Annotated in this window: 18 protein-coding genes; 11 read left to right on the top strand and 7 right to left on the bottom strand. The window is 60.0% G+C overall.

Going from position 1 to position 22,029, the window contains the following annotated elements:
- Nucleotides 1-123: 123 nt before the first annotated feature.
- The 8 genes from ACR0LW_RS09640 (at nt 124) to ACR0LW_RS09605 (ending at nt 7,215) form a co-directional block, all read left to right on the top strand.
- Nucleotides 124-810 carry a haloacid dehalogenase type II gene (locus tag ACR0LW_RS09640; RefSeq protein ID WP_480882475.1) on the top strand — a complete coding sequence of 229 codons (687 nt, stop codon included), beginning with the start codon at nt 124-126 and terminating at the stop codon, nt 808-810.
- Nucleotides 810-1,637 (top strand): alpha/beta fold hydrolase, encoded by an 828-nt coding sequence (locus ACR0LW_RS09635; RefSeq protein ID WP_480882473.1) that lies wholly within the window; start codon nt 810-812, stop codon nt 1,635-1,637. Before ACR0LW_RS09640 ends, ACR0LW_RS09635 begins: the two co-directional genes overlap by 1 nt.
- Nucleotides 1,634-2,608, top strand: coding sequence for a threonine ammonia-lyase (locus ACR0LW_RS09630; protein ID WP_480882472.1), 975 nt, complete (start codon nt 1,634-1,636; stop codon nt 2,606-2,608). Before ACR0LW_RS09635 ends, ACR0LW_RS09630 begins: the two co-directional genes overlap by 4 nt.
- A gap of 52 nt (nt 2,609-2,660) precedes the next feature.
- Nucleotides 2,661-3,449, top strand: a complete 789-nt coding sequence (gene pcaD / locus ACR0LW_RS09625) for a 3-oxoadipate enol-lactonase (RefSeq protein ID WP_480882470.1) — start codon at nt 2,661-2,663, stop codon at nt 3,447-3,449.
- A gap of 12 nt (nt 3,450-3,461) precedes the next feature.
- The gene (locus ACR0LW_RS09620) at nt 3,462-4,190 is read left to right on the top strand and encodes an alpha/beta fold hydrolase (protein WP_480580040.1); all 729 of its coding nucleotides are present in this window, start codon (nt 3,462-3,464) and stop codon (nt 4,188-4,190) included.
- 75 nt (nt 4,191-4,265) lie between these two features.
- Nucleotides 4,266-5,483: a TCR/Tet family MFS transporter gene (locus ACR0LW_RS09615; protein WP_480882636.1), complete on the top strand. Its 1,218-nt coding sequence runs from the start codon at nt 4,266-4,268 to the stop codon at nt 5,481-5,483.
- A gap of 105 nt (nt 5,484-5,588) precedes the next feature.
- Nucleotides 5,589-6,821, top strand: a complete 1,233-nt coding sequence (locus ACR0LW_RS09610; RefSeq protein WP_480882468.1) for a mandelate racemase/muconate lactonizing enzyme family protein — start codon at nt 5,589-5,591, stop codon at nt 6,819-6,821.
- Between the two features lie 106 nt (nt 6,822-6,927).
- Entirely contained in the window at nt 6,928-7,215 is a 288-nt protein-coding gene (locus tag ACR0LW_RS09605) for an ArsR/SmtB family transcription factor (RefSeq protein ID WP_480882635.1), read from the top strand.
- A 3-nt stretch (nt 7,216-7,218) separates the two neighbouring features.
- Here the strand turns inward: ACR0LW_RS09605 and ACR0LW_RS09600 are convergent, their stop codons facing one another.
- Nucleotides 7,219-10,215 (bottom strand): ABC transporter transmembrane domain-containing protein, encoded by a 2,997-nt coding sequence (locus tag ACR0LW_RS09600; RefSeq protein WP_480882634.1) that lies wholly within the window; start codon nt 10,213-10,215, stop codon nt 7,219-7,221.
- Nucleotides 10,216-10,459: 244 nt separating this feature from the next.
- On the opposite strand from ACR0LW_RS09600, the gene ACR0LW_RS09595 reads away from it, so the two are divergent.
- Nucleotides 10,460-10,819: a DUF3307 domain-containing protein gene (locus ACR0LW_RS09595; protein ID WP_480882633.1), complete on the top strand. Its 360-nt coding sequence runs from the start codon at nt 10,460-10,462 to the stop codon at nt 10,817-10,819.
- A 108-nt stretch (nt 10,820-10,927) separates the two neighbouring features.
- Here ACR0LW_RS09595 and ACR0LW_RS09590 read toward each other — a convergent pair whose 3' ends face one another.
- The 6 genes from ACR0LW_RS09590 to ACR0LW_RS09565 all read right to left on the bottom strand — a co-directional run bounded on the left by ACR0LW_RS09590 (nt 10,928) and on the right by ACR0LW_RS09565 (nt 18,119).
- The gene (locus ACR0LW_RS09590) at nt 10,928-12,232 is read right to left on the bottom strand and encodes an NAD(P)/FAD-dependent oxidoreductase (protein WP_480882466.1); all 1,305 of its coding nucleotides are present in this window, start codon (nt 12,230-12,232) and stop codon (nt 10,928-10,930) included.
- Complete coding sequence (locus tag ACR0LW_RS09585) at nt 12,229-12,903, bottom strand: TetR/AcrR family transcriptional regulator (RefSeq protein ID WP_480882464.1); 675 nt, start codon at nt 12,901-12,903, stop codon at nt 12,229-12,231. The genes ACR0LW_RS09590 and ACR0LW_RS09585 overlap by 4 nt, the downstream gene beginning before the upstream one ends.
- Nucleotides 12,904-14,454 (bottom strand): trimethylamine methyltransferase family protein, encoded by a 1,551-nt coding sequence (locus ACR0LW_RS09580; protein ID WP_480882463.1) that lies wholly within the window; start codon nt 14,452-14,454, stop codon nt 12,904-12,906.
- Between the two features lie 2 nt (nt 14,455-14,456).
- Entirely contained in the window at nt 14,457-16,859 is a 2,403-nt protein-coding gene (locus tag ACR0LW_RS09575; RefSeq protein ID WP_480882462.1) for a GcvT family protein, read from the bottom strand.
- Nucleotides 16,860-16,972: 113 nt separating this feature from the next.
- Complete coding sequence (locus ACR0LW_RS09570) at nt 16,973-17,602, bottom strand: glutathione S-transferase (protein WP_170520407.1); 630 nt, start codon at nt 17,600-17,602, stop codon at nt 16,973-16,975.
- Nucleotides 17,603-17,621: 19 nt separating this feature from the next.
- Complete coding sequence (locus ACR0LW_RS09565; RefSeq protein ID WP_480580023.1) at nt 17,622-18,119, bottom strand: class I SAM-dependent methyltransferase; 498 nt, start codon at nt 18,117-18,119, stop codon at nt 17,622-17,624.
- Between the two features lie 233 nt (nt 18,120-18,352).
- Between ACR0LW_RS09565 and ACR0LW_RS09560 the strand changes: the two genes are divergently transcribed.
- Both ACR0LW_RS09560 and ACR0LW_RS09555 read left to right on the top strand, forming a co-directional pair.
- Entirely contained in the window at nt 18,353-20,125 is a 1,773-nt protein-coding gene (locus tag ACR0LW_RS09560; protein ID WP_170454494.1) for an ABC transporter ATP-binding protein, read from the top strand.
- Nucleotides 20,118-22,028, top strand: a complete 1,911-nt coding sequence (locus ACR0LW_RS09555) for an ABC transporter substrate-binding protein (protein WP_170520401.1) — start codon at nt 20,118-20,120, stop codon at nt 22,026-22,028. The genes ACR0LW_RS09560 and ACR0LW_RS09555 overlap by 8 nt, the downstream gene beginning before the upstream one ends.
- Nucleotide 22,029: the final 1 nt, after the last annotated feature.

Here is a 22,029-nt window from a genome sequence, read left to right as displayed (position 1 = left end):
GGCCTCCGGGCCGTTTGGGAACTGAACGGCCAACCCTAGGGGCTTACACAATGATGTAAACCCTTCGCCCTTTAACGCCCTGCCCTTGTGTGCCAACCTGCGCCCGAATGTGGAGGGGAGCAGATGGCAATCACAACTTGTATCTTCGATGCCTATGGCACGTTGTTCGACGTGGCCGCAGCCGCCCGTCAGGCCGCATCCGAGCCCGGCTTTGAGGCATTGCGCGACACCTGGCCCGAGGTTGCAGGGCATTGGCGTCTGAAACAGTTGCAATACACCTGGTTGCGGGCCGTGGCCGATGCCCATGCCGATTTCTGGGATGTGACGCAGGACGGTCTGGACTGGTCGCTGGAAGCCGCCGGTTTGCAAGGGGATGCCAAACTGCGGCAGCGTTTGCTGGACCTGTACTGGGAACTGCAAGCCTACCCCGAAGTTCCGGCCATGCTGAAGGCGCTCAAGGATGGCGGCCTGCAAACGGCGATCTTGTCCAACGGCTCGCCCCCGATGCTGGAAGGCGCGGTGAAATCGGCCGGGATCGAGGGCGTTCTGGACGACGTGCTTTCGGTCGAAAGTGTTGGTGTCTTCAAGCCGCATGTCCGAGTCTACGATCTGGTGCAGGGCAGGTTCGGCTGCGCCCGCGACGAGGTCTTGTTCGTCAGTTCGAACGGCTGGGACGCTGCCGGGGCAAGCGGATACGGCTTTGTCACCGCATGGGTCAACCGCGCCGGGGAACCGATGGACCGGCTGCCCTGGACACCCGCACATGTGCTGTCCGACCTGACCTCGATCCCCGAACTGGCGGGGCTTTGATGCCTGATTTCACGACCTCAGACGGCAGGCGGCTTCATTTTGAGGATACAGGCTCCGGTCAACCGGTGCTGTGTCTGGCGGGATTGACGCGAAACAGCCGCGATTTTTCTTTTATGCAGCCGCACCTTGGCGACAAACGCCTGATCATGATGGACTACCGGGGGCGCGGGCAGTCCGATTACGATCCGGATTTCATGAACTACAACATCTTTCGCGAATCCCACGACGCGATCGAATTGCTGGATCATCTGGATGTGCCGAAAGCTGCGATTCTGGGCACGTCACGCGGCGGATTGATCGCCATGGCCCTTGCCGCCAGCCACCCTGAACGCTTGACGCATGTGATCCTGAACGATGTGGGCCCCGTGATCGAACCTGCGGGCATCGCCAAGATCATGGATTACGTCGGCAAGACCCCGGTTTCGAAAACCTATGACGAAGCCGCCAAGATCCTGCAATCCGTGATGGAACCGCAATTCCCGGGCGTTCCATACGAACGCTGGCGTGCGCAGGCCGAAATCCAGTACGCGGCAACCTCTGACGGCCTGAGCCTGCGCTACGATCCTGCCTTGCGCACGGCTTTGCTGGAACAGGCGGCTACCGGCGCGATCCCGGACATGTGGATGTTCTTCGAAGCCCTGCGCGACATTCCAACGGGCGTGCTGAGGGGCGCAAATTCGGATGTTCTGGGTGCCGAGACGCTGACCGAGATGCACAACCGCCACCCCGGCTTGATTTCGGCCGAGATTCCGAATCGCGGGCATGTCCCGTTTCTGGATGAACCCGAATCCTTAGACATCATTCGCAGGGTACTGAGTGTGACATGAGTACGATTGAACTGATCGAAGCCGCCGCTGAACGGCTGCATGGACATGCTCGGGAAACCCCGATTCTGACCTCGCCCTTTCTGGACCAGATCGCAGGTCGACGTGTTCTGGTGAAGCCCGAGTGCCTGCAACACACCGGCAGCTTCAAATTTCGCGGCGCGTGGTCGGCCATCTCGGCGCTGGAACCGGATCAACGGCGACGCGGGGTGATCGCTTATTCCTCGGGCAACCATGCGCAGGGCATTGCCATGGCGGCGTCGAAACATGGGGTGGCGTCGGTGATCGTCATGCCCTCGGACGCGCCGCAGTTGAAGATCATCAACACACGCGCTTTGGGCGGTGAAGTGGTGCTGTATGACCGCGCGAGCGAGAGCCGTGAAGAGATTGGCGAGGCTTTTGCCTCGGATCGCGGGCTGACCCTGATCCGCCCCTATGACGAACCTCAGGTCATCGCCGGACAAGGCACGGTGGGCCTTGAGATCGCACGTCAGGCCAAGGCGTTGGGCGTTACTCAGGCTGATGTGCTGGTATGTTGCGGCGGTGGCGGTTTGACCTCGGGCATCGCGCTGGCGCTGGAGAAACACGCCCCCGACCTGCGCCCCCGCCCTTGTGAGCCCGAGGGGTTCGATGACGTAAAACGCTCTTTGGCAACGGGGCTGATCCAGAAGAACGCGGCGACCTCGGGCAATATCTGCGATGCGATTCTGACCCCGCAGCCGGGTGAAATTACCTTCCCGATTCTGAAACGCCTTTGCGGCCCCGGCCTGTCGATCACCGAGGACGAGGCGCTGCGTACCATGGCCTTGGCCTTCCTACGCCTGAAAGTCGTGCTGGAACCGGGCGGAGCCGTGGCGCTGGCTTCGGCCCTGTTCCGGACAGACGAGATCGAAGGTGACGCCGTGATCGTGGTGGCATCCGGCGGAAACGCCGACCCGGAAGTATTTGCAAAGGCGTTGGAATTCCTGACCTGACAATCGCCACAGTTCTGTGCAAAACATCGACACGGACAGAAGGATCAAACGCATGACCTGCGCGGATTTTGGCGATGTAATGCTGCATTACCGGATCGATGGCGCCCCGGATGGCACCCCTATTGTCTTTGCCAATTCGCTGGGCACCGATCTGCATCTTTGGGACGCGATGCTGCCCCATCTGCCCGCCGGCCTGCGGATCATCCGGTATGACAAACGCGGGCATGGGCAATCCTCAGCCCCGCGTGGCCCTTATTCCATGGGTGCCCTGATTCGGGATGTCGAACGGTTGCTGGATCACCTTGAGGTGCGCGACTGTGTCTTTGTCGGTCTGTCCATCGGTGGTATGATTGCGCAAGGTCTGGCCGTCAAACGCATGGATCAGGTCCGCGCGCTGGTCTTGTCGAACACTGCAGCCAAGATCGGCAACCCGCCGATTTGGCAGGATCGGATACAGGCCGTGCAACAGGGCGGTATCGAAGCATTGGCCGATGCCACGATGGAGCGCTGGTTTTCCCGGGATTTCCGGGCAGCGCAGAAACATCTGCAGTGGCGAGATATGATGGTTGGGCAGCCGGTCGAAGGCTATCTTGGATGCTGCGCGGCCATTGCCGGCACGGATTTTTATACGCCCACCAGCGGCTTGCGGCTGCCCACCTTAGGCATCGCCGGCAGCGAGGACGGTTCGACCCCACCGGATTTGGTGCGCGAGACAGTCGAGCTGATCCCGGGCGCAGATTTTAAACTGATGCGCAGGGCGGGCCATCTGCCCTGCGTGGAAAAACCTGAAGACTACGCAGCTTTGCTGAACGAATTCTTGACCGGTATCGGGCATATTTGAAGGAGCCAATACATGGCTGATTTCCTTTTGGTCCACGGGTCCTGCCACGGCGCGTGGTGTTGGCGCGACCTGATTCCTGTGCTGGAATCCCTCGGCCACTCGGTCCGCGCCATCGACATGCCCAGCCATGGCGCTGATCCAACCCCCATCGCAGATGTCACGCTGGATGGGTGCAGGGATTCTATCCTGTCGGCGACAACCCCGGAAACGATCATCGTGGGCCATTCGTGGGGCGGGTATCCCATCAGTGCCGCGGCCGAGGCGCAGCCGGATGCCATGCGCGCGCTGATCTACCTCAGCGCCTATGTCCCGCAGGATGGTCTGTCGATGGTCGAGATGCGCCGCCGCGGACCCAGCCAGACGATTGCCGACGCGGTGGAAAAATCCGCCGACGGGCTGTCCTATACCGTCCGTCCGGACTGCGTGAGAGAGCTGTTCTACCACGACTGCGACCCGGACATCACGCCCTACGCCTTTGGACGCTTGTGTCCTCAGGCCATTCGTCCGCAAGATACACCCTTGCATCTTGGCGCGCGCTACCAAAAGGTCCCGCGCGCCTATATCGCCACCAGCGATGACCACACAGTACCGTTCGAGTATCAGTGCAAGATGAGCGAGGGCATCCCGTCCGCGTTCCGACGCACCATCCACTCGGGGCATTCGGCCTTCTTTTCGCACCCGGATCAACTGGCCAACATCCTGTCTGATCTGAAACAGCAATTGTCGCATCACCAAACATAGATGACCTCGGGCAACTCTTTCCTAACGTAGTAACCCCGCCTAGGGTGCGAGGGTTGAAACGACGTGACGGTTCTGATGCGCCTGCCTTTTGTCTTTGTTCTTTCCATCGTCATGATCGACGCAATGGGCATCGGGTTGGTCATGCCGATCATGCCCCAACTGATTGTCGAGGTTCAGGGCGGTACGCTGGCCAATGCGGCGGTGTGGGGTGGCATCCTCAGCACCGCTTTCGCCGCGATGCAGTTCGTGTTCGGGCCGATTCTGGGTAACTTGTCCGATGCTTACGGACGCCGATCCGTTCTGCTGGTATCCCTGTTTGTCATGGCGTTGGACTATGTGGTCATGGCGCTGGCGGGCAGTATCTGGCTGCTTCTGGCGGGTCGTATCGTCGGCGGCATCACGGCGGCCACGCATTCAACGGCGGCCGCCTTCATGGCCGACGTCTCGAAACCGCAGGACAAGGCGGCGAATTTCGGGCTGTTGGGGGCGGCTTTTGGCGTCGGTTTTGTGCTGGGCCCTGTCGTGGGCGGATTGCTGAGCGAATACGGCACCCGCGCGCCTTTTTGGGCGGCTGCGGGCCTGTCTGCACTGACCTTTGCCATTGGCATGTTCGTGATGCCGGAAACGGTGACGGACAAGACCCGCCGGGCCTTCAGTCTGAAGCGCGCGAACCCGATCAATTCGTTGAAGGCTATTGCCGCCCTGCCCGGCATTCGCCCCTTGCTGTGGGTCTATTTCCTCTATTCGGTGTCAATCTATGTCTATCCGGCCATCTGGGCCTATTTCACGACCGAGCGGTTCGGATGGTCCCCGCAGATGATCGGCGTGTCTTTGGGCATCTACGGCCTTGCCATGGCAGCCGTTCAGGGCGGGTTGATCCGCCCTGCCACCCGCTATCTGGGTGAACGGGTGACAATCATATACGGGATGGTATTCGAAATCGTCAGCTTTGGCATTCTGGGCTTTCTGACCAATGGCCTGATCGCCCTGATGCTGATCCCGATCACCGCCATCGGCGCCGTCATTACTCCTGCACTGCAGGCAATGATGTCGCGCGCCACACCGGATTCGCAACAGGGGGAATTGCAGGGTGTCCTGACATCGCTGCATGCCTTGTCGATGGTCATCTCACCCCTACTGATGACCAGCATCTTCGCGCAGTTCATCAGACCGGACACAATTGTCTACCTGCCCGGTGCGCCGTTCCTATTGGCGCTGGTTCTGATGCTGGCAGGGTGTGTGCTGTTTTTGCGCGCCCGCCCGGTCCAGGGCGTAACAGCGACATCAAACTGACGATTTCCGCCTTGCGGCCTGCATCTTCCCGCGCCACCGTGGCTGAAACAGACCGGCGCATCGGACGCGTCGATACGTCAAACCCACAGGGCCGGAGGGCACGGGATGAAACTGCAGGACCTCGATATCATCATCACAGCGCCACCCGCACCGGGATGGGGCGGGCGCTATTGGATATTGGTCAAAGTGACCACCGACACAGGCATTACCGGTTGGGGCGAATGCTATGCCTCATCCATCGGCCCCGAGGCCATGCGCCACGTGATCCGCGATGTGTTCGAACGACACATGCTGGGCGAAAACCCCGAGAATATCGAGTTGATGTTCCGCCGCGCCTATTCCAGCGGTTTCACCCAACGCCCGGACCTGACCGTCATGGGTGCGTTCTCGGGGCTCGAAATCGCCTGCTGGGACATTCTGGGCAAGGATCGGGACCGGCCTGTCTATGCCTTGCTGGGCGGGTTGATGAACGAACGCATCCGCTCTTACACCTACCTGTACCCCCTGCCGCAGCATAACCTGAATGATTTCTGGACCGCACCGGATCAGGCCGGGGAATGCGCCGCAGAAATGGTCCGGCGCGGCTATACCGCGGTCAAGTTCGACCCGGCTGGCCCTTATACGGTCCGGGGTGGGCATATGCCCGCGATGTCCGACATCTCAATGTCCGTGGCGTTCTGCAAAGCGATCCGTGAGGCGGTTGGTGACAAAGCCGACTTGCTGTTCGGCACCCATGGTCAGTTCAACACGGCGGGCGCAATTCGGTTGGGTCAGGCGTTGGAGCCCTATTCGCCGCTGTGGTTCGAAGAACCCACCCCGCCGGACAATATCGAGGATATGGCCCGCGTCGCCCGCAACGTGCGCATCCCGGTCGCAACCGGCGAGCGCATGACCACCAAGGCCGAATTCGGTGCAGTGTTGCGCGCCGGTGCCGCCGAGATTCTGCAACCCGCCCTGGGCCGTGCTGGCGGGATATGGGAGATGAAGAAGGTCGCCGCCATGGCCGAGGTTTTCAACGCGCAGATGGCCCCGCATCTTTATGCCGGTCCGGTGGAGTGGGCCGCGAATACGCATCTGGCCGCATCGATTCCGAATCTTCTGTTGCTGGAAACCATCGAAACGCCGTTCCATGATCAGTTGATCAATGGCGCAATCCGGGTCGAGGACGGATTTGTCACACCGCCAAGCGCGCCCGGTCTGGGGATCGAAGTCAACGAAGATCTGGCCCGCGCGCACCCGTACACCGGGGACGGGTTGCACCTGCAAATGCAGGAAGACCCCTGCGATTATGCCAACGGCAATGCCTTTCAGGGCGGAGCCCCCGCCACCGAGGGGTGACAAGCCCGTATGGGTTGGGGCATATTGCGCCAACCCCAATCGGACAAGTGGCCTACCCGTGACCCTGAATGAACTAACCGACGAAACCCCTGATACGTCGGCAAATATGAAAGAAAACGCGGCAAGCGCCGCGGCCTATCTCAAGACACTGGCCCATGAAGGGCGTCTTATGATCCTGTGTCATCTGGGCGACGGGGAAAAATCGGTTGGGCAGTTGGAAGACCTGCTGCAAATCCGGCAGGCGGCCGTCAGCCAGATGCTGGCGCGGCTGCGCGAGGAAAATCTGGTGTCCACCCGCCGCGATGGCAAGACCATCTATTATTCGCTGGCAGATGGGAACACACGGCAGGTGATCGGGTTGTTGTATGAACTGTTTTGCAAGCCCGCCAGTTAGCGGTCAGTTCGATACATAACCGGCAATCACCTGCATCAGCTTGAAGGCGGTCGCGGCGTCGTTTTCGACCACGGCCAGGAACTCTTCCTCACCAATGCGCAGGCAGGACATCTTGGTCTCGGCCACCATGCTCAGCGCGCGGGGTTCCTTGCGGATCAGGCCCAACTCGCCCACCAGCTCACCCGGCCCCACCTTGGTAATCAGCTGATCGGGGCCGTCGGGTTGCGGCAGGAACAGGCCCGCCTCACCTTCCAGAACCACATAGGCCCCATCGGTCGGCTGATCGTCCTTCAGGAACACCACCTGCCCCGGGATCGCCTCGAACCAACGCGCACCAAAGGCCAGTAGTCGCAATTGTCTGCGATCCAGACCGGAAAACAGAGGTGTTTGTTCCAGGGCGCGCAGCTTGCGCGCAAGGTCTGCCGAGGCGGCGCTGTCTTCTTCCACGTCCGCAGGTCCTTCGTCCGTGACCACACGACCTTGCCGGATTTCGACATACATGTCGAATACATCCGGGTTCTCGAACTGATCGTTCAGGTAGATGACCGTGGTGTCCGGCATCAGTTCGCGCAGGTTTTTGTAGACCGCAACCTGCGTTTGCATGTCATAGCTGGCCAGCGCGTTTTCCAGAATCAGGATGTCGGGTTTCTTGATCGTCGCACGGGTGAAGGCCAGCGGCTCGGCAAACACGGCGGGCAGGTTCTGACCGCCCAGCGCAACCGGAACGTCATAGATCAACTCGACAACCAAAAGCCGCGCACCGTTTTCGGCCAGCACATCGACGATCAGCTTGCGCGCCTCATCGGATCGCGCGCCACCGATTTGGCTGACTTTGCCGAACAGCGCGTTCTCCATCACCGTCAGACCGGGGGCGAACTGATCCGGGTCCAGTGAAACGAATACATCCTGCAACCGCGCCAAAAGCTTGTCGGAATGGCTGTGCCGCAGTTCAAGAATGCGGTTCTTCAACTCATCCGTGAAGGCCGGACCGATCTGTTCCGCGGAAATCACCAATGGCACGGCCAGCAGGTTGGCCAATTGCTCATCATCCAGACCCGAGGCACCCTCTTTCCGTGTCCGCTCAACCAGTTCGACCGCAGTCTCGTAGGTTGCAGCCTCAAGCCCCAGTTTGCGGAACAGCGGGTGATCGGTGCCATCAAGACCAAAGATCTGCCGCAACATATCTATCACATCGCGCGTCAGGGCGATCAGCGTTTCATCCAGACCCAACTCTCGCAACTGGCCCAGGAAGACGGTCTGTTTGGCCAGCAAATCCTGCGTCACCGGAACGCGTGGGGTGGCGAACAACAGGTTTTCGGCCACCGGCAACGCGGGGTTATAGCTTTGGCGGTCGAAAATCAGCGCCTGCTGCGTCAGGCCCGCTTTTTGAACAGCCTCTTGAACCTTTGGGCGAAGATCGATCAGTTTGCGCGCAAGCTCCGGGTGGGTGCCCGGATCAAAGACCTGCTCGGCCCCGCGTTGGAACAAGGCGGCACCCGATCCCATTCCATCGATCAGCTTCAACCACCAGTCCCGCAACTCGCTGGCATCCTGCAAACCGGCAAGGGACGGGTCCAGCCATTCGGTCTGGAACGGATCGTCGCTGTTGCCCGCCCGCAAGGTTTCAGCAAAGTCCGGATCATCCGTCTGATCGGACAAGGGCTTGAACCGCATCGGCATCATAACGTTGTCACCCAGCGTGCCCTGAAACATGACCGGCCGGGACGAGGCATAGCCGATCCGCGCCGCCACCACGCCTTGATGAAGCTCGGACAGATTATGATCACCGATTGCCACCTTGCCCGCGCTTGGCAGAATCTCGCGCGTCAGCAATTCGCTTACGGCGCGCCGATCTTCTTCGCTTGGGGCCGCGATGCCGATGATCTTGCCGCCCGGGAACGTCAGGTTCAGATCGTCCAGCACCTGATTGCCGTCCATATCGCGGACCGAGACGTGATCCAGAACGATGTCGCCGTTCAGATGCGGGCGTGCCTGTGGCTCACCCTCGAATAGTCTCTCGTCCTGCATTCCCGAAGGCGCGAAGCGTTCGATCACAACGTCCCAGCGCAGCGACATATCCTGCGTCTGGTTGTAATAGGTCAGCAGTTCCTTCCACGGCGAGCTCAGGTCCTTATACGCTGCCAAAGCCGCCACAAGTGCCCCCAGCGAGACCGAACCCTGCAGCACCAGCAAGCCGCCAACCAGATAGAACATGAACGGGGTCAGTTGCGAGATGAAGTTGTTTATGAACTTCATAAAGAACTTCTTCTGATAGATCTCGAACCGGATCCCGAACAACCGCCCCAACTGATCCGAGATCATTGCGCGGCGATAACGCCAGCCACCATTGGCGCGAAGGGTCGAGGCACCGGCGGCATTCTCGCCGATCTGGGCGGCCAGCACGCGCACCTCTTGTATGCGTTTTTTGTTCAACAGGTTGATCTGGCGCTGCAATTTCGGAATCAACCAGGCCTGCAAGGGGATCAGAGCCACCGCCGCCAGACCGAACCAGACGCTTTGCAGGAACAGGAAGGACAGGATAGTAATCATCTGCCCCGCCTGCAAAACCGGTTGGCTGATCGCATCCCCCATCAGCCCGCCCATCGGCTCGCTTTCGGCGGTGATCATCGACACCATCTCGCCCTGACTGACCCGCTCGAAATAGGGCTGCGGGAAACGCAGGGCACGGCTGATCAACTGATAGCGAAAGCGCCGCAGCATCCGCTCGCTCAGCACCCCCTTCATGGTGTTGATGCGCATCTTCATCAGGCCATGGGCGAGAACCGCAGCAAGGAAGGCAAAACACAGGATGATCAGAAAGTTGGTCTGCGGCAGGCTGTATCCCCAGACGTCCACAATATCGCTGCTGGCACCGATCGCATCGTTGATGATGCGTTTGGGCAACTCCAACGTCAGGTACAGCAAGGGAAATAGCGTCGAGGTCACGGCCAGCAGGATCAGCTGGTCGCGTTTGGAATACTTCCAGATAAAACGAAAGATCGTGCGCTCTATGGAACCTGCCCCTGCTTGTACTCAAAACTCATGATTGGCGATATGCCGGAAAACTGAACAGTATAAATCTACACAATCCCAGCAAAATTTCGCAAACACGTTTTCGAGCCTCAGATTTCTTTGCCAAATGTGAACTACTTCATTTACCAATTGACGCATTCACGCCTAGTATCCGCTGAAGGACGATTTCGGGAGGGAACTTTTGACTGCCAGTTTTGGCGCAGTGTTTGTCATGCTCTGCTTGTTGCAGATCAAACATATGTTCGCTGACTATTACTTACAAACACCGAAAATGTTGTCCGGTCGGGGTGAATATCTTCACATGGGCCGTGCGCAGCATGCCGCTGTGCATGTTGTGGGCTCGATCATTGTCTTTCTGATTTTTGGCACGCCGTTGGCCTTTATCCTGATCATCGGCGCGCTTGAGTGGTTTATTCACTTCAATATCGACTACGCCAAAGCCAGCTATTCAGACAAAAAACGGCTAGAGCCCAACCAGCCCGCATTCTGGCGTGCTGCTGGTCTGGACCAGTTGATGCACAATCTGACCTACATCGCTATGGCCTGGGCCTGGGTTGCTTTCGCAAACTGATGGGGACCGCGTCGTGTTTCCATCGCGCGACAATGACCAGCATATTGACCAAGGTGTGACCCGCTAGAAATCGGGCCACCAGTCATTCAGAACGTTTGGTCGCCTTTCCTAGCCCAGAACCGAAAAACTGCTTTCTTCGTTGATCGGGCGTTTGCGCGAATAAAAGCCGACATCGATCATGCGTTTGATATAGGGCAGTTCAAACTGAAGCGGTTCGGCGTCGTGATCCGCTCCGCCCTCGCAATAGTCGATAAGCGCAGTCATCATCTTCCCGGCGATCGGAGCGTTCTTGTACTGGTTCCCGCTGGTGCCGCAGGCCATGTAAAACCCCGGCAGACTGGATTTGTCATAGATCGGAATCCAGTCGGTCGAGGCGTCATACAGGTCAACCACCCCGCGGGTCTTGGACGGAATGCCAAGGCTGGGCACACGCTGAGCGTAGCGCATGGCCTGCGTGGTCCACTGGTCGGTGAAATCGTGGTTGTAGTGGATGTCATCCTCGCACCACTGATGCGGGTCGCATTCCGGGTCTTCTGAGCCGACAAGGATGTGGTTGCCATGCTCGGGGCGGCAATAACACGCGATGTCGCTGTCCGAGACGATGGTGCCGTCGTTTTCGAAATCAAACCCCTCGGGGGCGGGCACATGCACCACCTCTTGCCGCAGGGGGCGGGTTTCGATGGTCATGTCGTCCAGCACATTCGCCAGTTTGTTGATGATGGCCGACCCCGGCCCCGCCACGTTCACCACCACCTTGGCGTGGATTTCCTCGCCCGAGGCCAGCTTGACCCCGGCCACACGACCGCCGTCGGTCAGGATCTCGACCACCTCGGCCCCGGTGCGAACCTCGGCCCCGTGTTGTTTGGCCGCGTCCATCAGGTTCTGCGCCGACAGGGCTGGGTCGGTCACGTACCCCGCTTGTGGCCAGTACACACCGCCCTGCATCTTGCGGCCATTGGGTTGGCCGAACTCCGGGTCATCCATCCGGCGCGCGGGCGCGAAACTGTCCAGCGAATAGACCGGCAGGCGTTCAACAACCTTGTCGGGCGACCATTCCTCGAACGGACAATCCAGATCGGCGCTGTTCTTCATGTGCTTTTTCAGCATGCCATTGGCATCGGTTTTCATCACCAGACAGCCCGTTTCACGGAACTGCGCCAGATTGGCATCTGACGGCAGGCCCAGATATTCGGCCCAATCGCGCCAGTAGTGATAGCCCTCCCACGCAAAGGCCGTGCCATCGAAGGTCGAATAATGCATCCGAATGATTGCACAAGACCCTGCGGTCGAGCCGTGCCCGACCTGCGCATTGCGATCCAGCGACAGGGTCTTCCATCCAGCCTTGGCCATCTCAAACGCGATGGCGGCACCGATCACTCCGGTCCCTATGATGATTGCATCCGGTTGGCTCATTCTGTGTCTCCTTCCCAAAAGCGCTTGGAATAGGCGCTGAATTCTTCCACTTCTTCTGGGCGCGGCTCGACACCCGTGAATACGTACAGGTAATGCGAAACCATCGACAGCCGCGTCTCCATCGGCTCGTTCAGCTGCGCCAGATCGTATCCGATCTGCATGTAATACAGCACGCGGGCGCGGGTCTCGGATTCGATCTCGGAATAGCCAAAACGCGCGAACATGGCGTGAAGCGCCTGCAATCGTCGGGCATCCGATTGATCCAATGCGCGGCGCACCTTGCCGGATTTGCGCGCCCAGTCGCGCACCGCAAAGTCCAGCGCCGTATCGAACAGGTCGGTGTTCACCACACATCGATGCACGTTACAGACCGCTGCCGTGATCGTCCTGGCCGGTGCCTCTGCCTGCGCGACCAACGCAGCCGTATTGGTGGCCTGCCAGCGCGACAGCAGCGCGTCCAGAAGCTCCTGCCGGGATTTGAAATACCAATAGAAGGACGAGCGCGAGACTGCCATGCGCTCGGCCAGGTTCAGGACCTTGATCTGGTCCACACCGTCCGAGATCAGCACGTCCATGGCCACATTCAGCCAGTCGTCGCGCGTGACCTTGATGTTGCCGACCAAGGGTTCAGCCAGTGGATCATCCCGATGCAGAATTGGTTTGGTGTTCATTCAACTCTCCGGCGGTGCGCCGCCCTCGGCGGTCCGGCGCGCGATGAAATCATGTAAGGCACCCAGCCGGTCGCTGTCGCCAGCAGGGGCCTTGAAATCGTTCAGGATCGCCTTCCAGACACTGGTCGCGCGATGGTTGGCATCAGCGGCCCCCCGCTCGGTCCAGGTGCCGAAATTGGCGTAGTCGTGGACGTGGGGCTGGTAGAACTCGGTGTTGTAGCGCTCCATCGTTTGGCTGGAGGCGAAGAAGTGGCCGCTGGGTTCGACCTCGGCCAGCGCCGTGTCAAAGCCGATCTCGGCGGTCCCGGCCTGCGCACCGGCGCAAAGCTCCGCGACCATGTTCAGCACCTCGGCGTCGCAGATCATCTTCTCAAAAGATACCGTCAGACCGCCCTCAAGCCAGCCTGCCGAATGGATGGTCACCGTGGCCCCGGCCATCAGACAACCCCAGAGGCCAAACTGATTTTCATTGGCGGCCTGCACATCGTTGATATTCGATGCCGACCCCGCCGCCGACCGCCATGGCAGACCCAGATGCCGCGCCAGTTGCCCTGCCGCAAGCGAGGCTTGGAAGTGCGAAGGCGTGCCAAAGGCAGGCGCACCCGATTTCATGTCCACATTGCTGGTGAACGTCCCATAACAAACCGGCGCGCCGGGTTTGGCCAATTGGGTCAGGGTCAGCGCCGCTAGTGCCTCGGCATGGGACAGCGTGATTGCGCCTGCCACGGTGATCGGGGCCATCGCGCCCATTAGGGTGAACGGGGTGATGATCGACATCTGCCCATGCCGCGCAAAGTCAATCAGGCCCTGCGCCATGGGAATGTCCAGCGTACGGGGACTGTTGGTGTTGATGATCGTGTAGCAGTGCGGGTTGGCGCGGAACTCCTCATCCGTCAGACCGCGTGCCATGGCGAGCATCTGGAAATTGTCCATCACCTGCGGCGTGCCGCGCGAATAGAAAAAGGGGAACTTGTCCGTCAGTTCCATCTGCGCCTGCGTGGTGAAATAGTGCCGCAGATGGGTCGGCACGTCCTGCGGCTCGACCTGGGGCGAGATCATCTGGAAAACATCGAAATGATGGGTGAGTTTCAGGAACTCCAGATAGTCTTGCCCGGTCGCGGGGCGTCGCCCGCGTTCCAGATCGGTGGCGTTGGGTGCGCCAGCACCGGGCTGAAACACCAGCGAACCCAGTTCCAAAGTAAAATCCCTGCGCCGTGCCCCGGCGCGGCACGCGATCGATTTGGGGGCCGAGGCCACAGCTGCCTCGACCATATCGCGCCCGATAAAGACCATTTCGCTGTCGTCATCCACCTTTGCGCCACCTGCCGCAAACAGGCGTCGGGCCTCGGGCAACAGGACTTTGACCCCCAGTTCCTGAAGGGTGCGCAAGGCCGTTTCGTGCATATCGGCGATCTGATCGGCGGGGAACACCTCCATTTGCGGGAACGGGTTCCGCAATTGGCGGTAATTTACGTCACGGCTGGGTGCGGGCGCGGCCTCGGCCCCGCGTCCGCGCCGTCGCCTGCCACGCTCAGGGGTTTGCGAGATCATCCTCAGCCCCTCATCGCCTTGCCCTGCGGATCATATGGCGATGGGGCGATCACCCATGCGGGTCGTTCGACCCCCACCACATGCACGGTCAGTTCCGTACCCGGCGCGGCCTTGTCGCGGTTGACCAAAGCCATGGCCAGCGACTTGCCCGTGTAATGGCCATAACCGCCCGAGGTGACGAAACCAACGCGGTCCTCGCCCGACCAGATGGGTTCATAGCCGCTGGCATCGGCATCCAGCGCGTCCACCTCAAGCGTTACCTGCACCTGCGCCGGGCCGTTGCCACCGCGCTCGGCCAAGGCAGCGTCTTTGCCGACAAAGTTCTTATCCCAGTCGATCCAGCGATCCATACCGGTCATGCCGGGGGTATAGGCCTGGGTGAACTCGGCGGACCAAATGCCAAAGCTTTTCTCAAGCCGAGTCGACAGCATTGCGTTGAAACCGCACTCGCGAATGCCATCCTCGGCCCCGGCCTCCAATAGCATGCGCCGCAGTTTGATGTGATCGCCATAGCGGCAGTTGATCTCGTACCCCTTCTCGCCCGTCACCGACATGCGGGCCACGCGGGCGCGGACCAAACCAATGTCGAAATCTCCGCAGCCCATGAATTTCAGGCCCGAGATATCCTGTTCGGCCAGTTTCTCGACCACTGCCTGCGATTTCGGGCCAACCACGGCGAACCCGCAGTATTCTTCGCCCAGATCGCGGACCTCGACCCCGTCGATCATGTGATCGTCGAACCAGCGCATGTGCCAGGCGCGCAGATAGTAGCTGCCCATGATCCACCAGGTGCCATCACCCCAGTTCAGGACGGTCAGATCACCTTTGAGGCGCCCGTTCTCGCCCAGCATCGGGGCCAGCTTGGCCCGACCCGGCGCGGGCAGTTTCGAGGCCATGATCTTGTCCAGCCAGATCTCGGCATTCGGCCCTGTGACCTCGAACCGGGAAAAGCCTGAAATATCCAGCAGCCCAACGCCGTCGCGGATCACCCTGCATTCCTCGGCCACGATGTCATGCGCGTTCGAGCGTTTCAGCGTCGGCGTCTCTTCGAACCCTTTCGGCGCAAAATACAGCGGCACCTCAAGGTCCCAGCTGACGCCCCATTTGCAGCCCGCCTCGGTCATCGCATCATGGGCCGGGGTCATTTTCAACGGACGGCCTGCGGGAAGCTGTTCATTCGGATAGGTCATCACAAAGCGACGGGAATAGAACTGGCCTGTCGTCTCGCGGATGTAGCGCTTGTTCTGCGCAAAGTCTCCGTAACGGGCCACGTCCATCGGCCATGCGTCGGCTTCGGGCTCACCATGGATCATCCACTCGGCCAGCGTCTTGCCAACGCCGCCACCCTGAAGGAACCCGGCCATCACCGCGCAGGCCGACCAATAGCCCCGCTTGCCCGGCACCGGCCCGACAAGAGGGTTGCCATCGGGCGAGAAGGTAAACGCGCCGTTTACCCATGTCTTGATGCCCACGTTCTGGATCGAAGGATAGCGCTCAAAACCCAGCGTCAACTCGTTCTCGATCCGGTCGAGTTGTTCCTGAAACAGCTCTTCGCCATAATTCCACGGCGCGCCATCCATTGCCCAGTGTTCGTGATCGACCTCATAGATACCGACCAGAACGCCCTTCTGGTCCTGCCGCATATAGGTGAACCCTTCGAGGTCCACGGTCATCGGCATCTCGAAATCGGCCTGCGCGACCTCGGGCACCGTGTCGGTGATCAGATAGTGGTGTTTGAGCGGCGAAACCGGCAGTTCCACGCCCGCCATGCGGCCCAAGTGCTTGGCCCAGAGACCGGCGGCGTTGACCACGTGTTCGCAGGTAATCGTGCCCTTGTCGGTCACCACTTCCCAGCCATCGGCCGTCTGCGTCAGGCGTTCGACCTTGGTTTCTTCGTAGTATTCGGCCCCGCGTTTCTTGGCAGCCGTCGCGTAAGCCTGAACGGTGCCGGTGGTGTCGATATACCCCTCGCGATCCGCCCACATCGCGCCCAGAACGCCTTCGGTGGACATGATCGGGCAGCGTTTCTGTGCCTCTTGCGGGGTCAGCAACTCGCAGTCATCGATCCCGATAGACTGGAAGATACGGTAATTGGCCTGCAACCACTCCCACCGTTCGGGCGTGCCAGCCAGCGTCAGGCCGCCGGTCATGTGCAACCCGATATTCTGGCCCGATTCCTTTTCAATCTCGCTGAGCAGGTCGATGGTATAGGCCTGTAGCGAGGCCATATTCGGATCCGCGTTCAGCGCATGGATGCCACCCGCCGCGTGCCAGGACGAGCCCGAGGCGAGCCGCCGCCGTTCCAGCATCACAACATCCGACCAGCCGAATTTGGCCAGATGATACAGAACCGAGGCGCCAACAACGCCGCCCCCGATGACCACGACACGGTATTGGGATTTCATCCCGACCTCCCCTAATCAGAACCTGGAAAGACGCTAGTGGCACTGTTCACTTCTGTCTAGACATTTCTGTACAGTAATCGACCCAATCAGACACCCGCCTGTTTTGGCTGCTTTCAAAGACTGGCGCTGGGCCTGGATTGAACCGTGTGAAACCACGTTTGCGTGGCGGTATTGCCCTCGGGTATCCGCATTTTGATCACGCGCGCGAAATCGACGAAAACGAAGGTCGAGATATCGGCGAGGCTGAAGGTATCCCCGGCGACAAAGGGGCTCTCGGCCAATCTGCCCTCAAGCAAGTCAAAAAACGCCCCGACACGTGCCGCACCACGTTCCGCCAGTTGAGGGATCTGGGCGTAATCGACCGGACCGGGAATGGCGCGATCCTTGAAGGCCGGATGCGCGTTCCGCAGCGCATCGGCAATCGGGGCACCGCCCTGTTGTTCGACAAGGGCGTGCCACATTAACACCTGGCCTTTTTCGTCAGGTGTACGCCCCATCAAGGGCGGTTCGGGAAAGCGCGCCTCAAGATAGGCAGCGATTCCCAGGTTTTCCGTCAGGACCGCGCCTTCGTCCGTCACCAGAACCGGCAGGGTCGCGCGCGGGTTCACCGCCAGAAACGCATCCTCCAGTTGCTCGCCCTTGGCAATCGAGACCTCGCGCGTTTCGATGTCGATCCCCTTTTCGGCGATAAACATGCGGGCCCGGCGCGGGTTTGGCGCGGTTGAACAATCATAGAAGATCATCGGTTGGGTCCTTTTCGGATCATCGGCGATAGACGAAACAGCGCCTCTCAACGGCCCCTTCGGGCAAAGGCAGTTCAGTCAGCGTTTCGAAATACATTCGGTCACTCGACACCATCAGCCCGCCCTCGGCCAGCAGCGGCTCGATCAGCGGGGAAACAAGGCGCGCAAAGGCATCGTTCTTCTCGCGATTATGCCCGCCAAGATCCGCGTGGATCAGGCTGGCAGACGCGCCGAAACGCGCGACCGAGGCGGGCAGCGTCTCGCGCACATCGCCCAGAATGACCCGATCCTCGGGCGGGGTGCTGTCCGGGTGCGAGGCCACCGCGCGCTCGAACACGTAAACCGGGCGGTCCTGAATGTGCCGGATCATGTGATGATAAGTCCGGCCATTACCCAAACCCAGTTCGAATACCGGCCCCTCCATCCCTGCGGTCTGCGCTATCGCAAAATCCAGACAGGCGCGCTGCGACACCATGCGGTCGATGAACAGATCCAGACGGCTTTGATTCTCGGACACGGGGAAATCTCTCCTTGATACCGCTCACCAGCATAGACGCAGGCGGCTGTGCACTAGATGACAAAAACTCAAGAGTTTGTGTAGCAGCGAAGACATAACTTTCATATTCCCGAGACATTTCAGTCTAAGAACGGGTTTGACTAGACGGGCGGAACCGCGCGACACTGACTAAAAAATCACGGGGAGTTGATACAGCCGATGCTACCGTACGGCCAACGGGGTGGAAAACCCGAATGAGCGCGTTGTTGTCCGTAAAAGACCTCAGCATTGGTTTTGGCGTGGGTGATCCTGTGGTCACAGACGTGAATTTCGACGTCGATGCCGGGCAGACGCTTGCCCTTGTGGGCGAGTCCGGGTCGGGCAAGACTATTTCCTGCCGGGCAGCGCTGCGCATCCTTCCCCGAACCGCACAGATTCGCAGCGGCTCGATCATTCTGAACGATTCCAAGGGCACCGCTGATCTTGTAAAGATCGGCGAGCGTGAGATGCGCGGCATTCGCGGCAATCGGATTTCGATGATTTTTCAGGAGCCCATGCGCTCGCTGTCGCCGCTGCACAAGATCGGCAATCAGGTGAGCGAGGTTCTCTGGCTGCATCGCGGCGCGTCCGAGGCGCAGGCCCGCAAAGAGGTGCTGACGCAGTTCGAACGTGTCGGTTTCCCCGATCCTCAGCGCGCCTATGACTCGTACCCGTTCGAACTGTCCGGCGGTATGCGTCAACGCGCGATGATCGCGATGGCGATGGTGGCCAAGCCTGAACTGCTGATCGCGGATGAGCCGACAACCGCGCTGGACGTGACAACACAGGCGCAGGTGCTTGGGCTGATCAAGGAATTGCAACGCGAAACCGGGATGGCCCTGATCCTTGTGACTCATGACCTTGGCGTGGTTGCCAACATGGCCGAGCAAGTCGTGGTCATGCACAAGGGACGCGTGATGGAGGCCGGCCCCGCCGCGCCTATTCTGACCGCGCCGGCGCATCCTTATACCAAACAATTGTTCGATGCGGCGCCCGAGATTCCGGATCAGGATGCAGTCGGAATACCGATGCCCGACGAAGACCTGATCCTGCAGATGAAAGGGGTTTCCAAGACCTACACAATGCGGGCCAGCAAGGGCTGGCAGGCAGATAAGGAAATTCATGCCTGTCGCGGCGTCGATCTGAAACTTGCGCGCGGCAAGACGCTGGCCATCGTAGGTGAAAGCGGCTCGGGCAAGACCACCGCGGCCCGGATCGCCCTTGGTGCGGAACTGCCCGATCCGGGCGGAGAGGTGCTGTTCCGCACCTCCGCAACCGAAGACCCGATCCCTGTTCACAAAATGAGCCGCGCCCAGCGCACCGCCTTTCAGCGCAAGGCGCAGATGGTGTTTCAGGACCCCTATAGCTCGCTCAGCCCCCGCATGCGGATTCAGGATGCGATGACTGAGCCGTTGGAGATTCACCGGATCGGCTCGACTTCGGAACAGCGGGACAAGGCCGCTGAGATGTTGCAACGCGTTGGTCTGAACGCCGACATGCTGAAACGCTACCCGCACGCCTTTTCCGGCGGACAGCGCCAGCGCCTGTCCATCGCCCGCGCCATGATGCTGGACCCGCAACTGATTGTGTGTGACGAGCCGACCTCGGCGCTGGACGTGTCGGTGCAGGAACAAATCCTGACACTGCTTGAGAACCTGCAGGACAGTCTGAACCTGTCCTACTTCTTCATCTCTCACGACCTTGCGGTCGTGGCGCGCATTGCCGATGAGGTCGCTGTGATGCGCCGGGGGTTGATCGTTGAACAAGCCCCACCCGAAACCCTTTTCTACAATCCGCGCCACCCCTACACCAAGGCGTTGATTGCCGCTCAACCAGAACCCGACATCAACCGCCCGATCGACCTGAAAATGGTCTCATTGGGCGCCGGCGCGCCGGACAGTTGGGATGAAGCCTTTCGTTTCTCTGACACCGTGATACCTTCACTTGTGGAATTGGAGCCGGGCCATAAGGTACGTTGTCATGTTTAAGACCACTCGCCATTTGTTTTTTGCCGCATCGCTGGCCTTTTCTTCGACCTTGGCCGCCGCAGCCGAAACACCAACCCCGCAAGAGGCCGAATACTGGGCCGCAAAGGTTGATGCCGGAGACTTGCCACCGGTTACCGAACGCTTGCCAAAAGAGCCTTTGGTCGTCGATCTGGCCGCCAAAGGGCGCGAGTTCGGAACGCCCGGCGGGACCCTGCGCACCATGGTGACCCGGTCCAAGGATATCCGCCAGATGGTCGTTTACGGATATGCCCGTCTGGTCGGCTTTGACGAGAATTACGAGATTGTCCCCGACCTGCTGGCCTCGTTCGAAAACGAAGGCAACCGCAAGTTCACCCTGAACCTGCGCGAAGGGCACAAGTGGTCGGACGGCTCGCCCTTCACTTCCGAGGATTTTCGCTATTGGTGGGAAGATGTTGCCAATAACGAATTGCTCAGCCCCTCGGGCCCGCCGGACTTTCTGATCGTCGAAGGCAAAACACCCACTGTTTCATTCCCGGATGAGACCACCGTGATCTTCGAATGGGATGACCCCAACCCGGACTTCCTGCAATCGCTGGCGCAGGCCCGTCCGCCGTTCATCTACCGGCCCGCTGCGTTTCTGAAACAATATCACGAGAAATTCGCGGACCCGGAAGAACTGGCCTTTCAGGTCGAAGATGCCCGCGTCAAAAGCTGGGCGGCGCTGCATAACAAGCTGGATAACCTGTATAAATTCGACAATAGTGAGTTGCCTACCTTGCAGCCCTGGTTGAATGCCAGTTCGGGCAAGAAGATCCGGCACAGCTTTATCCGCAACCCCTATTACCACCGCGTCGACTCGAACGGTGTGCAACTGCCCTATATCGACGTGGTCGAGATGGAGATTGTTGCCCCCGGACTGGTTGCAGCCAAGACCAACGCAGGGGAAAGCGATTTGCAAGGCCGTGGTCTGGCGTTCCGCGATGCCTCGATCCTGAAAAAGGGGGAAGAGGTTGGCAACTACAAGACATTGCTGTGGAAAACCGGCGTAGCCTCGCAGATCGCGATCTATCCCAACCTGAACTACTCGGACGAAGCTTGGCGCAATGTGCTGCGCGACGTGCGTGTACGCCGTGCACTGTCGCTGGCAATTGATCGCAACACGATCAATCAGGCGCTTTACTTCAAGCTGGCAAAGCCGATGGCGATGTCGGTCCTGCCCGCCTCACCCTTCTACAGTGAGGAAAACGCCAAGGCCTGGGCCGACTTCGATGTCGATCAGGCAAATGCCCTGCTGGACGAGGCCGGGCTGGATCAGCGCGACAAGAATGGCATCCGCCTGCTGCCCGATGGCCGCCCCATGGAACTGGTGATCGAAACCGCCGGTGAGCGACAAGAGGTTGAAAACGCCCTGCAAATCGTCACCGACACGTGGCGCGAGATTGGCGTCAAACTGGTGATGCGCCCGCTGGACCGCGACATCCTGCGCAACCGTGTCTTTGCCGGGAACACCATGGCCTCGGTCTGGTTCGGGTGGGATGACGGGTTGCCGCAGGCCCATACGTCGCCGTCTTATCTGGCACCGACCGATCAGGTCTTTTTGGCCTGGCCGAAATGGGGCCAGTATTATCAGACCGGTGGCGAGGTTGGCGAAGCCCCCGATATGCCAGAGGCCGAGCGCCTGATGGAACTGGCCCATGAATGGGAGATCGCCACCACGGATGAAGAGCGTGAGGCCGCCTGGACCGAAATGCTGAATATCCACGCCGATCAGCTTTATGCCATTGGCATCCTGAACGGCGCACCGCAGCCTATCGTCGTCTCGAACCGTTTGCGCAATGTTCCGGAACAGGCCATGTGGGCGTGGGAGCCCGGCGCGCATTTCGGCGTTCACCGCCCGGATGAGTTCTTCTTCGCCGACTGAC

This window comes from Ruegeria sp. N4 (assembly GCF_056531425.1).
This window is presented reverse-complemented; position numbering and strand designations above follow the sequence as displayed.

Coding starts and splice junctions, on each gene's coding strand:
- ACR0LW_RS09575 (WP_480882462.1), bottom strand. CDS start 16,859: ATGAAATCCCAATACCGTGTCGTGGTCATCGGGGGCGGCGTTGTTGGC.
- ACR0LW_RS09585 (WP_480882464.1), bottom strand. CDS start 12,903: ATGAACACCAAACCAATTCTGCATCGGGATGATCCACTGGCTGAACCC.
- ACR0LW_RS09555 (WP_170520401.1), top strand. CDS start 20,118: ATGTTTAAGACCACTCGCCATTTGTTTTTTGCCGCATCGCTGGCCTTT.
- ACR0LW_RS09560 (WP_170454494.1), top strand. CDS start 18,353: ATGAGCGCGTTGTTGTCCGTAAAAGACCTCAGCATTGGTTTTGGCGTG.
- ACR0LW_RS09605 (WP_480882635.1), top strand. CDS start 6,928: ATGAAAGAAAACGCGGCAAGCGCCGCGGCCTATCTCAAGACACTGGCC.
- ACR0LW_RS09570 (WP_170520407.1), bottom strand. CDS start 17,602: ATGATCTTCTATGATTGTTCAACCGCGCCAAACCCGCGCCGGGCCCGC.
- ACR0LW_RS09590 (WP_480882466.1), bottom strand. CDS start 12,232: ATGAGCCAACCGGATGCAATCATCATAGGGACCGGAGTGATCGGTGCC.
- ACR0LW_RS09595 (WP_480882633.1), top strand. CDS start 10,460: ATGCTCTGCTTGTTGCAGATCAAACATATGTTCGCTGACTATTACTTA.
- ACR0LW_RS09620 (WP_480580040.1), top strand. CDS start 3,462: ATGGCTGATTTCCTTTTGGTCCACGGGTCCTGCCACGGCGCGTGGTGT.
- ACR0LW_RS09580 (WP_480882463.1), bottom strand. CDS start 14,454: ATGATCTCGCAAACCCCTGAGCGTGGCAGGCGACGGCGCGGACGCGGG.
- pcaD (WP_480882470.1), top strand. CDS start 2,661: ATGACCTGCGCGGATTTTGGCGATGTAATGCTGCATTACCGGATCGAT.
- ACR0LW_RS09640 (WP_480882475.1), top strand. CDS start 124: ATGGCAATCACAACTTGTATCTTCGATGCCTATGGCACGTTGTTCGAC.
- ACR0LW_RS09635 (WP_480882473.1), top strand. CDS start 810: ATGCCTGATTTCACGACCTCAGACGGCAGGCGGCTTCATTTTGAGGAT.
- ACR0LW_RS09610 (WP_480882468.1), top strand. CDS start 5,589: ATGAAACTGCAGGACCTCGATATCATCATCACAGCGCCACCCGCACCG.
- ACR0LW_RS09630 (WP_480882472.1), top strand. CDS start 1,634: ATGAGTACGATTGAACTGATCGAAGCCGCCGCTGAACGGCTGCATGGA.
- ACR0LW_RS09615 (WP_480882636.1), top strand. CDS start 4,266: ATGCGCCTGCCTTTTGTCTTTGTTCTTTCCATCGTCATGATCGACGCA.